The organism is Clostridium sp. D5 (assembly GCF_000190355.1).
GTDB classification, from domain to species: Bacteria; Bacillota; Clostridia; order Lachnospirales; family Lachnospiraceae; genus Faecalicatena; species Faecalicatena fissicatena_A.
The window spans coordinates 203,965-218,836 of sequence record NZ_GL870812.1 but is presented as its reverse complement, the minus strand read 5'-3'; the positions used below and the strand labels follow the sequence as shown (position 1 = coordinate 218,836).

Sequence of the window (14,872 nt, the reverse complement as noted above, 5' to 3'; positions counted from 1 at the left end):
TAAGCTAATCATTTTGCAAGTTCCTCAAAAGCCCTCATATGCTTTTTTAATATTTTAGCAGATACTTCTTCTACGGTCTGATCATCCGCAACACTATCCTCTTCTATCTTACTGTAATCGAGAATTACATATCGGGGACTGTTGTTTTTTAAAATGACTGCTGCACCATTTTCATCAACTAATTTGGCTACTTTAGAAAAATTTTGATTTGCATCTGTCATTGATACTAAGCTCTTTAAATTAATCTGCATATTTTCACATCCTTTCCTAAATTTATTATACGCAATATATAGGATATATTCAACCTATAACTATATTTTTCTAATTCCCATGTTAAAAATGTTAACTATTATAGTGGAAAGTGCAAAAAGCTGCCAGCAATATACCCCATGGCATACTGTGACAGCTTTATACACTACTCCTTACATGGTCCGGTTGTATTCCTCACCACTAAAGTAGGCTCCAAAATCACCCGTTCCGGCTTGGAATCCTCATTTTCTAATTGTTTCAGCATCAGCCTCGCAGCATGCTCACTCATCTTGTCCACATGCTGACTGATTGTTGTCAGTTCAATCCCCTTCATAGCAGAGAACTCTATATTATCAAAGCTGACAATAGACAAATCTTCCGGAATCTGAAGCCCACCTTCCCTGCATCCGTCAATAAAACCAATTGCTGTCATGTCGTTAACCACTACCATTGCACTTGGCCTCACCTCTGATTCCTCCAGAAACTGCCGTGCAAGGCTGATACCTGTTTCCATCTTCAAGTCACTGTCATAGACATATTCCTCATGAAATGGAAGACTAAAGTTTCGAAGAGCCTGACGATAACCTTCGAACCGCTGCGAAGATGCGGAAGAGACCCCCGGCCCCCTGATAAAGCCAATATTTTTATGTCCGAACTCCAACAAATGCATAACCGCCATATATCCTGCCTGAAAGTTATCCGTCAGCACAGAATCTCCCGTATAAGATGGCAGTATTCTATTAACCAGAACCATCGGTACGTCCATGGAATCCAGCATATCCTTAACAATCTCTGTCTGGGCAGTAATCAGTATCAATCCAACAAAATTGAACTGTATCGTTATTTTTAGAAACTCTAATTCTCGCTGTACGTTGTATTCACTATTGAAAACCATGACCATATAGCCACGGTTATTCAATATTCTCTGAATGTTAAAAGCCAGGTCTGCATAGAAAGGATTTCGAATATCCCCCAATATCAAAGCCACTATATTCACACGGCCTTTACTAAGACTTTGAGCAATTGTGTTAGGTTTGTACCCTATCTCATCTACCAGATCCAATACTTTTTTCCGAAGCTCTGCGCCCACACCGCTGTTGCCGTTGATTGCACGGGAAACCGTAGACTTTGACACCCCCAGCATTTCTGCTACATCTGAAATGCTATATTTTCCATTTTTCATAAGCTTTTTCCCTTATATTTCCTCTGATATACAAATTCTATGATAATTTCCCTTTAAAATCAACCATTTTATTTGTTGTGCTTCTACTATATCACATCTACAGTTAATCTGCTGACAATGAACTGAACTATTATTGTCTTAATTTCGGCGCACGGCTATTCACCATAAGAATTGCTACCAGAATAATTCCCTGAATCAAAGAACGCAAACCTGCTGCCATGTTCATTGCCTGAAGTATATTCGTAATTAGAATCAGCACTAATGCACCCAACGCACCTCCGATAAATGTCCCCTTCCCTCCGGTCAGTTTTGTTCCTCCAATGACAACCGCTGCAACAGACAACATCGTATAACTGTTTGCCATATTCATCTGTGCAGTGCCCGCATATCCTACCAGCATAAGTCCTGCCAGACCAGCCACCGCGCCGGCAAAAACATAAGCTAATATAATGATGAATTTACTGTTAATTCCACATAAATTTGCAGCATTCCTGTTATTTCCTGCGAGAAAAAGGCTTCTGCCATACTTACTTTTTCTAAGAAAAAACACTTCCAACAAAACTAATAGGATAATAATAACTGTCGGAAGGATACGTAATGGGCCAACAAGTGTTTTCGAAATGCTCTGAAGCTCCGGACTGACAGTCACTGATGGCTGCCCTTTTGTGACCAAAATAGAGAATCCATTTACCACACTTGACATAATCAATGTCATAACAAGAGGAACGACCTTCAACACTTGTACTCCAATTCCATTCAGCAATCCTACTGCCGCTCCCATCAAAATCGTTGCCGGAACCATCAGCGCAAATGATAATGCACTTGACCCCACAGCCACCATTGGACCAAATAAGGCAGTCATTGACATAATTGCACCAATTGACATATCCAGCCCGCTATCTCCAGATATAATAACAGCCGCCTGTCCAATTGATGCCATGGTTAATATAGATGTTGTCATAAGAATACTTGAAATATTATTCATTGACAAAAAACCAGAGCTTAGAGCCTGTCCCAATATCATAAGAGCGATACTGCCAACAATTGCAGGCAGGTATGGATTATTGAGTTTTTTCGCTTTTTCCATTACTTTACACCTCCCTTAAATATGCTCTTTATTTTTGCCTTCAATTCTTTATCTGCTGCAATAATAGAGAACACAACGCCAATCAGGAGAATCAACCCCTGTATAAAGCTTTGTACAAAAGAACTCAAATTTGCAGAGACTACTATTGAAATCAGTATACTTAAGAAGGCTGCGCCAAATATTCCCCCCCAGATATTACCTATACCTCCATTCAAGGACACCCCGCCAATAACAGCAGCAGCTATGGAATTCATACTCATGGTGGCACCAATAGACGGACTCCCTGCACAGGTATTTGCGCTGATGCACACTCCTGCAATTCCAGCTGCAAGGCCAGCAAAGGTATGCACAAAAAAACGCAGTGCTACAACATTAACTCCTGATGCATATGCTTTCTTTACATCTTTTCCCAAAGCAAATAATTGAAGACCAGCCGGCATACTCATAACAATAATCCAAATTATGACCAACACCAATATCATAACAATCGGCATAGGAATCACACCAAGCAGATTACTGCTGTACCAGTCCGCAAAGCTGAAGTCAATTGAGCCTCCGGGATAAGGAAGTATCCATAAAGCAATACCTGCAAAAGCTGTTGATGTCGCAAATGTAGTTAACAAAGGATTCACGCGCATTACACCAATAATAAAACCATTCAACATACCGCAGAGAATTGCACAGCCCACTGCTATCAACACTGCCGCTGTGACCGAAAACCCTTTTTCACACAGTGTAACTATTACCACATTAACAAGAGATACAATAGAGCCAAGCGAAATGTCTGTTCCCGCCACTAAAATCGTTGCCGTAACACCTATCGCAACACAAATCGCAGCAGCATTTGTGGCAATAAATGATCGAAAAAATGATAGACTCAACCCACCAGTTATAATGCCATTAATACCTAAAAAAATAAGAAAGAGAAGCAGTGACGGAAATGCACTCCATCCCATAACTTTTTTCACCTTTGTCATACTTTCGCACCTGCCTCTCTATTTTCAATATCTTTCTGTGGCATGGAATTTACCGGCATGGAAGCTGCTGATATGTTTTCTCTGTTAATAGCATCTCCTTCCAGTACCGCTGAAATCCGTCCTTCATACATGACTATAACCCTGGATGTATCTACCATAGATGTAATGCTCACCAATTCATCATCATCGCTTGAAATCATGATAACTGCATTACCCTCTTTTGCAAGTCCCGCAAAGACCTGATGCAAATCCGTTCTTGCCTTGACATCTATTCCTTTTGTTGGGTCATCAGCAAGCAAAAGTCTCGGTTTCGTACACAGCCACCTTCCCACCACTACCTTCTGCTGGTTTCCTCCTGAGAGCGATGTGATCAGTTCACCTGGATTATCATAACGTACATGAAAATCATCCAGTACTTCTTTTGGATTATCAAGTTTATTATGTTTTACTAATTCCTGTACAACCGCAATATTCTCTGAAAGACTTCTCTCTTGAAAAGTTCCGTCTTTCTCCCTGTCGCCAGATATAAACGCAAATCCTCGGGACACTGCTTGTTTCGCATTATGAATTTTTTGTATCTTTCCATCTATTTCTATATCAATCCCCCCCCGAACACCATAAAGTGCACGAACCAAATCTGTCTGTCCATGCCCTTGCAGACCAGCTACATCGATGATTTCTCCCTTTCCGATTTCAAGGCTCTCTACGGTTCCATAAGTAGGAATAGGAATATGAGGTGCCCTGATAAACACATCCCTTTCTACATTTTGATGATGCCTCCCCTCACCGTGGTATGACTCAATTCTAGTCCCTACCATTAATGACAGGAGCTCATCTTCGCTTTTCTCTTTCATCTGATATGTCCCAAGAGTCTCGCCATTTCTCATAATAGTAACAGTATCACACATTGCATACAGTTCTACCATCCGATGTGATATAAAAAGAACAATACATCCCTGACTTTTCAAATCCCGAATAATCTCATCTACAATTTCCACATCTTCTCTATATAGTGCTGAAGTTATCTCGTCTATAACAAGAATTTTAGGTTCTTGAACCAGCGCCTTCGCTAATTCCACCATATATTGTTGGTTGGCAGCTAATTCCTCAACCTTTTTTCCTATAAGAGATTCCAATTTCATCTTTTTCAATATTTCAAAAGCCTTTTGTTTTAGCCTTTTTCTATCTGTAAACCTTCCCCTGACAGGGACATCACAAATACAGATATTTTCTTCCACTGTCAGGTTTCCAAATAGGCTCAGTTCTTGGCTCGTCATGATTACATGATGCTTTTTTGCATCCTTCGGTGATTTAAAATCTATGACCTTGCCTTGAAACAATATCTCTCCATTGTCCCTGCTGATCAGTCCACCGATAACTTTAGCCAGTGTTGACTTTCCCGAACCATTTCCACCTAATATAGCCCTGACTTCTCCTTCTTCTATTTCCATTTGCGCCTGTTTGATTGCCACTACCGCTCCATATCGTTTCGATATATTCCGAAAAGCAAGTCCCATAGCTCATCCTCCTGCTTATACTTCCTCTATGCCACATGTTATTAGAATAAAGTGGGCAAGTCCACTTCAATTCCCCATTTTCTCAGTCATAAGGGGCTGGCGGACTTTTCTCTCTTTGTCCGCCAGCCCATATTAAGTACGCCCATGCCTACTCCTTATTCGAAGAACTGGTCCACCTCTTCCTGAGTCAGCCATCCATCCAATGCTGCCGTATCTGCTGAATCCTTTAATAACTCTGTCGCTTCTTCTAATGTGATAGCCTTCGTTCCATTTAATCCTTCCATCCATGCTGCATCCTGGTCCCCATCCTTCGTAACTACATATGGAGGGTCAAGCATGATTGTATTTACCATGTTTTCATCCATCGGATTTGCAACCAGAATATCTTCTTTTACGGTCTTTCCCTGGAGCAAACGTACTGTTACATCCAGAGCAGTTACTGCACTGCCAGGTGCATAAGAAACACCGATTGTAGTGAGGTCAGACATGGATGCCCATTTTGTAAAGAATGATTTTGTATAATCACCTGTCATAATCTTTGGTTCTTTTCCTGCATTTTCATAAGCCTTGATAATTCCTTCCCCCATAACATCCTGGGCCAGAACTGCATCAATATTATCATAACTGGACAAGAATGTTGTCATAACTGACTGGGCATCTGTCTCCGACCAGTTTCCTGGTGCAGAACCCAATATTTTTATATCTGGATAATCAGCAAGAACATCTTTGTTCGCTTCTACACGCAATGTATCCGCCGCATTTCCAGAAACACCAGAGATTTCTACGATATCACCTTTTCCTTCCAGCTGTTTGGCAAGCCATACTGCCTGAATTTTCTGCCAGCTGTAATTGTTTCCACATACACAGATGGTTCCTTCATAAGCTGCAGGATCATTCGCAATTACTACCAATATTCCTTTCTTCTGCGCTTTTTCAACCGCAGATTTAATCGTAGTAGGGGAAACTGCATCAATCATAATTGCATCAACACCTGCATCAATCATTGCGTTAATCTGATTCAACTGCTCAGTTGCATCGCTGTTTGTATTTGAAACCATATAATCCGACAGAATACCGTCCTCCTTGTATTCCTTTGCCCTGTTTTCAAAATCTTCTACCATCTGTGCCCGCCAAGTATTTCCCCAGTATCCATTTGAAAAACCTACAACAAATCCACTGTCCTTATTGGATTCCGGAGTTGTTTCTTCTGTGTTCTGACTTTCCTTCTTGTCTTCTGCTTTTTCGGAATTTCCACATGCTGCAAGCCCAAAAACCATTAATCCAGCCAACAAAACTGCCAATACCTTTTTCTTCATAAATTTATCTCCTCTTCTTTTGATTGTCAAAGCGAATCCCCGGAATCCGCTTCTCTGTTTCCTCGTAACCTTACAGCGGCTCTGCCACCATCTCAGAAGGTGCCCAAACATTTGCTGAGGTAAAAATGTTACTCCATCTTTCGCTTCATTTAAAAGCGGATGACATCTTTTGTAAGGTTATAAAACTGGTATAAACTTTTTTGCTCCATCTTCAATAGCAGGCTCATGCCCCGGCAAAATATAATGTGCTGCCTGCCTGATTCTCTTAAAGCTTTCATAGGTCTCCGGCACCATAACCACTATATTCGGTTCCAGATTACCATTCACATTTTCAGCCACATTACAGATGTCCCCCGACACACATACCACACCATCCTCCGTATCAAATAGTACTGACTGGTGTCCTCTTGTATGTCCCGGTGTTGTTATGACCCTGACTCCGGGAATAATTTCAGTATCCCCATCCAAAAACTCCCACCGAAAATAGTTTACCGCGCTTTTGTCATAACATAGACTGTCATAAAACGGTGCCTCAGGAATCAGCGGAGAAAAAGCGGCTTCCCACTCCTTTTTCTGTATGTAGAATTTTGAGGCTGTGAATTTTCCATTGCTTCCACTGTGATCGCAGTGTAAATGAGTATTAATCACAATGTCTACCTCTTCAGGATTCCATCCCATAATTCGTTTCACCGCAGCTACTGTATCCTGTTCAGGAGTCTGTATGACCCCCGGCTCGGCTTTCCGATATTCTTCCAAATCTCTGATTCCAGTATCTACCAGAACCTTATGAACTCCATCTGTTGCACCTGCACACCAGATCGGAACAATAATACATTCGCCTTTCCCTTTATAATGTGTCATTGCTGACCGGTCAAGCTGAATGCTGCCTACCTGGATAGCTTTTACTATTCATTTTCTCATAATGTTTCCTCCTTTTCCAGATATCGTTTTCATATTTTCCCTTAAACACCACCATCAATTCCAGAAACCGTTTTCTTTCGTGATGGATTTACTATATCATCATTTTTTCCTAAAATCAACATATTTCTTTCGTTTATGCCAATTTTCATGTTGTATTTGTTAATTTATTTCATTTTTTTCTTTCATTTTTGTGCACTTTCAATATATATTCCCCATCCAAATATTCTTTTATTGTTATTTTATCTGACTATTCCGCTTTATTGTTTTATTTTCCTAGTAAAACAAGAAATATTCTGTATTTTTTGTTTATTATGTATATATTTATAATTCCAATTTGTGTTTTTTTACTATATTGACTTTAAAAGAATTCTGGAATAAGATGAATTAATAACGCAACCGTTTTCTTAAAAGGAGGGTCATTTATGTACTATGGGACTGAACTTTGGAAAAATCAAATTTCCTTCCAGTTAATACACCAAAAACTTGCAGATGGTCGAGAGATTGTTACATTTCCAGATATGCCCTGCAATTTATACGAAGCACTTTCTAATACCACCATGCTGTATCCTGACAAAATCGCTATTATTGATAACTTTGGCCGGCCATACAGCTATTCTCATCTCAAAGAAAAAATTGACTGTTTTTCCTCTTATCTCAAATACAGGCATGGCATAGAGAAAAAGAGCCGGGTCGCACTTATGCTATATAACAGTATTGAATTTTGTGTTGCCTTCCTTTCCCTTTCAAAACTAGGCGCCATAACAATTCCACTTCCTACCAAGTACAAAGAACAGGAAGTAAACTCACTAATTAGTAAATCTGACGTGCAATACATAATATGTGACAGAGATTTTTATACATGGTTCCGGGATTGTGAAAACAATGGAATTCCTGTTCTGTCATCGGATGACGCTCAAAATGGGTATGGTTTTTCCGCCTGTCGATATGCATCTGTCGCGGAAGCAGAATCCAACGGAGATTTAGATGATACAGCTATTCTTATGTTTACTTCCGGTACCACGTCTCAAAGTAAAGGAGTTGTGATTAAAAATTATAATATTATGCATGCTATTGTTTCTTATCAGAAGATTTTAGGTATAACGGAGAAAGATATTTCTATCATCCCGATTCCGATTTATCATATTACCGGATTAGTAGCCCTTCTGGGACTGTTCTTATATGCGGGCGGCACACTATATCTGCATAAATATTTTAACCCCAAAAGGGTTTTATCCTGTGTGAAAGAACATCACGTTACATTTTTACATGCATCACCCACTGTATTTTCGATGCTCCTTGCAGAATCTCAAAATTTTCCGGAACTGCCCTCACTAAAAAGCTTTGCCTGTGGCAGCAGCAATATGCCCAAGGAAAAGATACGTCAAATTCATGCCTGGCTTCCACATAGCGCATTCCATACAGTCTATGGACTTACGGAAACAACTTCTCCGGCTGCCATTTTCCCCGGTGATGCTTCCACAAGCATATTTATCGGATCATCCGGCTTCCCTGTCCCCGGCACCTGTTTTAAAATTCTGGATGAGCAGGGCTGTGAACTGCCTCCCGGTATCGTCGGCGAAATATGGATATCCGGTACCGTTGTACTCGATTCCTATTACAAAACAGATACACCTTCCCTAAAAGACAGATGGCTCGGCACATGCGATTTAGGATATTTCAACTCTGAGGGATACCTGTTTGTCGTTGACAGAAAAAAAGATATGATAAACCGAGGCGGCGAGAAAATCTGGAGCTTTGATGTTGAAAACGAGATTTACAAGATTAAGCATGTTGAAGACACCGCTGTTGTCGGCATTCCAGATGAAATATATGGTGAAGTTGCGGCTGCCGTAGTCAAGGTATCTCCCGGGGCCTCGCTCACCGAAGATATGATCAAGCAAAGTCTGACTGATAAAATAGCTAAATATAAGATTCCCGCCAGAATTATTATCGTAGATGAAATTCCAGTCACCCCAAACGGGAAAGTTGACAAGCAGACTATAAAAACACTATTTCAATCATAACAGGAGGATCATAACCATGAGGAAACCATTATTTATAACCGGCGATGAAGCTGCCGCCATGATACAGGATGACAGTACAATCGCAACAATCGGCATGACACTGGTCTCAGCATCTGAAACAATTTTAAAAGCAATTGAAAAATGCTTCTTAGACACGGGCAGTCCGAATCACCTCACCCTTGTCCATTCCTGCGGGCAAAGTGATCGCGACAGAGGAATTCAGCATTTCGCACATGAAAAAATGCTGCACCGCATTATAGGAGGACACTGGGGACTGCAGCCACAAATGATGGAATTAATCTCCAGCAATAAAATTCTCGCATACTGTCTTCCCCAAGGTCAATTTGCACAGCTGTACAGAAGCATGGCCGGAGGAGAACCCGGAAAAATCACAAAAGTCGGCCTCGGAACTTTTATTGACCCGCGCATAGACGGCGGAAAGATGAATGAAATCACCAAGTCTGCCCCCGATATCGTAGATATTATAACTATTAACGGGGAGGAGTATATGCGTTACAAACCGATCCCTCTCGATTACTGCATTATCCGTGGAACCTATGTCGATGAGATGGGTAATCTCACAACAGATGAAGAGGCAATGCAGCTCGAAGTATTTTCTGCTGTCATGGCATGTAAAAAATTTGGCGGAAAAGTAATCGCTCAGGCAAAATACAAAGTAAAATCCGGGACTCTCCACTGCAAACGGGTTACAGTACCTGGAATTTTCATTGATGCTGTTGTCATGTGTCCCAACCCAGAGGATGACCATCGCCAAACTCATAGCTTTGTATTCGATCCGGCATACTGCGGTGATATCAAAGTACCTGTTACTAACTCCGAGTCACTGCCCATGACAGTCCGCAAGGCAATCGGACGACGCGCTCTTATGGAGCTTTCAGCAAACGATGTTTTAAATGTAGGCACAGGAATTCCAAATGATGTTGTCGGCCCCATTATTGCAGAGGAGGGCATAGATGATGATGTAACAATCACTGTGGAATCCGGAATTTATGGCGGCATACCTATGGGCGGCGTTGACTTCGGGATCGCCAAAAATAATTTTGCATTACTTCGGCACGATGATCAGTTTGATTACTATAATGGTGCCGGTGTGGATGTCACTTATATGGGCGCCGGAGAAGTCGATTCCGAAGGTAATGTAAATGCAACCAGGCTCGGCCCAAATCCTACAGGTGCGGGCGGCTTTATTGATATTACAACCAATGCAAAACATGTTGTATTTTGTTCTTCCTTCACCGGCAAAGGACTGGACTGCTCTTTTGAAGGAGATAAGCTTCACATCAACAAAGAAGGAAGCCTCATTAAATTCGTAAATAAAATCCAGCAAATCTCCTATAATGGTGAAATTGCGAGAAAGAAAAAGCAGAAAATGCACTATGTAACTGAAAGGGCTGTATTTGAGCTGCGTGCCGAAGGACTTGTCCTCACAGAAATCGCACCCGGAATTGATTTACAACAACAGATTTTAGATTTAATGGAGTTCAAACCAATTATAAGCTCTGATTTAAAGGAAATGAATCCTTCCATTTTCCGTGAAAACGGTTCATTTGGTTTAAAGGATTTTATAAACAACACCTATTAAAAACATTTTCAAAGGAGGATTTACTTATGCGTTTAGAAAACAAAGTAGCTATTGTAACCGGCGCCGGAAGAGGATTGGGGAAGGGCATTGCGAAAAAGCTGGCCGAAAATGGAGCGAAAGTAATTGTTGCCGATATGGCACCTGCCGATGATGCCGTAGCAGAGATTCAGGCAGCCGGAGGCACTGCATGTGCATTCACCGTCGATGTCGCAAAACAAGATGAAGTACAGGCACTTGTACAGTTTGCCATTGAAACTTATGGCACGCTGGATATTATGGTAAACAACGCCGGAATTAACCGTGATGGAATGCTGCACAAGATGACTGCCGAAAACTGGGATTTGGTCCTTTCCATTGATCTGACAGGAACCTTCTATGGAACCCAAGAAGCAATTAAATATATGCGTAGTCAAAATTCTGGCAGAATCATCAACATATCCTCTGGAAGCTGGCTAGGTAACATCGGCCAGGCCAATTATGCTGCTGCAAAGGCAGGGGTGATAGGACTCACTAAAACAGCAGCCAGAGAAAATGCCAGAAAAGGGATTACCTGTAATGCTATTTGTCCAGGTTTTATTGAAACAGATATGACTTTAAGACTTAAAGAAGTAAATGATGGTGCCGCATGGGACAGTATGATGCAGCGAATCCCTATGAACTATGCCGGCAAGCCCGAGGATGTCGGAAATATGGTTGCATTTCTTGCATCTGATGAAGCAGCATATATCACCTCTGAAGTTATAAATGTCGGCGGAGGAATGATTGTATAGTATGTAAATATATCTGAAAATTGTCGTTTTTTCTATGAAAGGAGATTCATATAATGAAAGATGTTGTAATTGTAAGCGGGGTAAGACTTCCGGTTGGAAGTTATGGTGGCAGTTTAAAAGATTTGTCCGCAATTGATATGGGGGCTATGGTAGTTAAAGAAGCTGTAAACCGTGCTGGGATTCAGCCTTCCGATGTTGATGAAGTTATCATTGGACAAGTTGGCCAAATTGCAGAAAATGGATTTGTGGCAAGAGCTATCAGTTTAAAGGCCGGAATGCCTAAAGAAACAACGGCCTATTCCGTTAATCGGCAATGTGGTTCCGGTCTGCAAGCAATCGCGGATGCGGTCATGGAAATCCAGACCGGCTTTGCTGATGTTGTTGTTGCCGGAGGAGCAGAAAATATCTCTCAACTTCCTTATTATGTTAAAGATGCCCGGTGGGGTGCTCGTATGGGACACAAAACATTTGAAGATGGGGTCATTGACATTCTTACATGGCCTTTGGATGGTAATCACAATGGTGTAACTGCCGAAAATGTAGCAGCAAAATATAATGTTACCCGTGAGGAACAGGATATTTTTGCGCTGCAGAGCCATCAAAAGGCCTGCGCAGCAATAAAAAGCGGAAAATTCAAAGAAGAAATACTGCCAGTTGAACTTAAAGGGAAAAAAGGAGTTACTACCGTATTCGATACCGATGAGGGGCCAAGAGAGGAGCAGACCATTGAAAAACTTGCAAAACTCCGCCCTTGCTTTGTGAATGGCGGCACCGTAACTGCAGGCAATTCTTCCAGCTTGAATGATGGTGCTGCTGCCGTGGTTGTTATGTCATTGGAGAAAGCAAAAGAACTGGGGATTACGCCTAAGCTGACAATTGAAGGTTATGCAGTAGCAGGCTTTGACGCGGAATTAATGGGATATGCACCTAGGTTTTCCAGTGAAAAGCTTGCAGATAAACTCAAAATCGACCTGAGAACTGTTGATATGTTCGAGATCAATGAAGCGTTTGCCAGCCAGGCATTTGCTGTCAGCAGAGATCTGGGGCTGGATATGGATAAAGTAAATATCTACGGGGGCGGAATATCTATCGGACATCCTATCGGTGCTACCGGAGCAATCTTAACAGTCAAAGTTCTATATGAATTGATGCATACAGCTAAGAAAGATGCTATGATTAGCATGTGCATCGGAGGCGGCCAGGGGATTTCTATGTATTTCACCAAATATTAATTCTGTCCTAGAATGTTTGTGCTCCGATATATAATGCATTCCATTTTTATAAAGTATACGGTAAACCACAAGTACTGTGCCAGTGGTTTACCGTATACGTTTTTTGGCTTCTTTATTCTAATATAAACTATTGCTGCACATTCTGTTTTGACAAACTACGTTTGATCATTTTTGCTCTTTCCAGTGCTTCATCGATATTAGCACAGAAGTTTTCTTCGCCCACTTCTTCCACAAAGCCGGCCTTTTCCATAACACTCATCGGCTGCTGCTGAACATGGGAAAGCAACATGGTAATTCCTCTTTTTTTACTTCTCTCATACGTATTTTTCAGAGACTGTAGTGCGGTCACATCCATAGCCGGTACTCCTCGCATTCGGATAATAACGACTTTTGTATTGGCAGAAACTTCTACATCCATTATTTTATCTGCTGCTGCAAAGAACATTGGTCCAATGATCTCATATACCAGCGTATTCTTCGGAACAGCCTTCAGCCGAATACTGTCCGGATCATTTTGCTCATCGATATTTTCTTCCTCTAAATAACGCCAGCTTTTTACTTCCGTCACATCTGACATTCTCTTCAGAAACAAAAATGCTGCCACAACAATACCAACCTCGATAGCAACAACTAAATCAAAAACTACGGTCAAAATAAAGGTCACGATTAAAACAATGGAATCGCTTTTCGGTGATGTTTTGACCATAAAGTTAAACTCTCTCCAGCCACTCATATTATATGCTACCATAAACAGAATAGCCGCAATGGCAGGCATTGGAATCCATGCCGCATAAGGCATTAATACCAGTAAAATCAACAGCAGCGAAACAGAATGTACCATTCCTGCAATAGGTGTACGTCCACCATTTTTTACGTTGGCAGCAGTTCTTGCAATCGCACCAGTTGCCGGAATTCCGCCAAACAAAGCCGATACAATATTTCCAGCCCCCTGTGCCACCATTTCCATATTTGGTTTGTGTCGTCCACCAATCATACCATCCGAAACCACGCAAGAAAGCAGAGACTCTATTCCTGCCAGAACAGCGATGGTAAATGCATCCGGTAACAATTCCACAATCATGCTAAATGATACCGTAGGTACCGTAACACCTGGCAGTTTGCTGGAAATCGTGTAAAGATCACCGATGGTCTTCACATCCATATGTATTACTTTGACCATGATAATAGCAACAATCACTGCAATCAGCGATGCTGGTATTTTTCCAAAGAATTTGGGCCAGATAATCAAAATAGCCAGTGCAGCACCCCCAACGATAACTGCCTGCCAGTTAATTGTGCGAATCGCCGAAAGACAAGCAGTCAATTTTTCCATCGTTTCAACCGGTGATTCGGTCAGAGTAAGTCCCAAAAAATCTTTTATCTGCCCAATCAGAATTGTAATTGCGATTCCGAAGGTAAAACCAGTTGTAATCGTCGCCGGTATAAAACGGATCAAATTACCGAATTTTAAAAATCCCATGATAACAAGTAAAATACCCGCCATAATCGTGGCAACCACAAGTCCATCCATTCCATTTTTCGCTACGATACCCGCAACGATAGTCGCAAATGCTGCCGTAGGTCCCGCAATCTGTACATTGCTGCCGCCCAGAAACGAAACAACAAACCCTGCAAAAATGGCCGTATAAATTCCCTGCTCAGGTCCAACTCCCGAAGCAAGCGCCAATGCAATCGACAATGGTAAAGCAATGATTGCAACAATGATACCAGATATAATATCTTTTACCAATTGCTCTTTGGAATAATTTTTTAAAGTGTCAAATAGTTTTGGTGTAAATCCATTCATAGTGCCCCTCCATTAGATAAGTAAGCCTCGAAAGGCTCAACTTTAAAAGGGTAACACAAAACTATACCTATTACTATGAAAAACAGGATTGCACTTAATTTTATCCAATTGGTTCCATCATGTTAAAAACCCCACAAGCCAGTAAGCACTGGACTTGCGGGGTTTTAACGCTCTATTCAAACTTTG

General features: G+C 41.3%; 12 protein-coding genes. 4 read left to right on the top strand and 8 right to left on the bottom strand.

The features are described 5' to 3' along the window. Window positions 1-8: 8 nt before the first annotated feature. The 7 genes from HMPREF0240_RS11145 to HMPREF0240_RS11115 form a co-directional block, all read right to left on the bottom strand. A complete protein-coding gene (locus HMPREF0240_RS11145; RefSeq protein WP_009003523.1) occupies window positions 9-251 on the bottom strand; it encodes a type II toxin-antitoxin system Phd/YefM family antitoxin in 243 nt (80 codons plus the stop codon). A gap of 164 nt (window positions 252-415) precedes the next feature. Beyond that, on the bottom strand, window positions 416-1,432 hold the full coding sequence (locus HMPREF0240_RS11140) for a LacI family DNA-binding transcriptional regulator (protein ID WP_009003522.1): 1,017 nt from the start codon (window positions 1,430-1,432) through the stop codon (window positions 416-418). A 130-nt stretch (window positions 1,433-1,562) separates the two neighbouring features. Then, on the bottom strand, window positions 1,563-2,519 hold the full coding sequence (locus HMPREF0240_RS11135; protein ID WP_009003521.1) for an ABC transporter permease: 957 nt from the start codon (window positions 2,517-2,519) through the stop codon (window positions 1,563-1,565). After that, window positions 2,519-3,496 (bottom strand): ABC transporter permease, encoded by a 978-nt coding sequence (locus HMPREF0240_RS11130; RefSeq protein WP_009003520.1) that lies wholly within the window; start codon window positions 3,494-3,496, stop codon window positions 2,519-2,521. The genes HMPREF0240_RS11135 and HMPREF0240_RS11130 overlap by 1 nt, the downstream gene beginning before the upstream one ends. Continuing rightward, complete coding sequence (locus HMPREF0240_RS11125; RefSeq protein WP_242833328.1) at window positions 3,493-4,947, bottom strand: sugar ABC transporter ATP-binding protein; 1,455 nt, start codon at window positions 4,945-4,947, stop codon at window positions 3,493-3,495. The genes HMPREF0240_RS11130 and HMPREF0240_RS11125 overlap by 4 nt, the downstream gene beginning before the upstream one ends. A 221-nt stretch (window positions 4,948-5,168) precedes the next feature. Next, on the bottom strand, window positions 5,169-6,329 hold the full coding sequence (locus HMPREF0240_RS11120; protein WP_035313119.1) for an ABC transporter substrate-binding protein: 1,161 nt from the start codon (window positions 6,327-6,329) through the stop codon (window positions 5,169-5,171). A 177-nt stretch (window positions 6,330-6,506) separates the two neighbouring features. Next, entirely contained in the window at window positions 6,507-7,190 is a 684-nt protein-coding gene (locus HMPREF0240_RS11115) for an N-acyl homoserine lactonase family protein (RefSeq protein WP_009003517.1), read from the bottom strand. A gap of 482 nt (window positions 7,191-7,672) precedes the next feature. Between HMPREF0240_RS11115 and HMPREF0240_RS11110 the strand changes: the two genes are divergently transcribed. From HMPREF0240_RS11110 to HMPREF0240_RS11095, 4 genes are read left to right on the top strand one after another with little or no spacing between them, the layout of a single operon-like run. Beyond that, entirely contained in the window at window positions 7,673-9,274 is a 1,602-nt protein-coding gene (locus tag HMPREF0240_RS11110; RefSeq protein ID WP_009003516.1) for a class I adenylate-forming enzyme family protein, read from the top strand. A gap of 16 nt (window positions 9,275-9,290) precedes the next feature. Beyond that, window positions 9,291-10,877, top strand: a complete 1,587-nt coding sequence (locus HMPREF0240_RS11105; protein ID WP_009003515.1) for an acyl CoA:acetate/3-ketoacid CoA transferase — start codon at window positions 9,291-9,293, stop codon at window positions 10,875-10,877. Window positions 10,878-10,903: 26 nt separating this feature from the next. Then, window positions 10,904-11,647 carry a 3-oxoacyl-ACP reductase FabG gene (fabG, locus tag HMPREF0240_RS11100; RefSeq protein ID WP_009003514.1) on the top strand — a complete coding sequence of 248 codons (744 nt, stop codon included), beginning with the start codon at window positions 10,904-10,906 and terminating at the stop codon, window positions 11,645-11,647. A 53-nt stretch (window positions 11,648-11,700) separates the two neighbouring features. After that, window positions 11,701-12,879 (top strand): thiolase family protein, encoded by a 1,179-nt coding sequence (locus HMPREF0240_RS11095; RefSeq protein WP_009003513.1) that lies wholly within the window; start codon window positions 11,701-11,703, stop codon window positions 12,877-12,879. 127 nt (window positions 12,880-13,006) lie between these two features. Here the strand turns inward: HMPREF0240_RS11095 and HMPREF0240_RS11090 are convergent, their stop codons facing one another. Next, a complete protein-coding gene (locus HMPREF0240_RS11090) occupies window positions 13,007-14,686 on the bottom strand; it encodes a SulP family inorganic anion transporter (RefSeq protein ID WP_009003512.1) in 1,680 nt (559 codons plus the stop codon). Window positions 14,687-14,872: the final 186 nt, after the last annotated feature.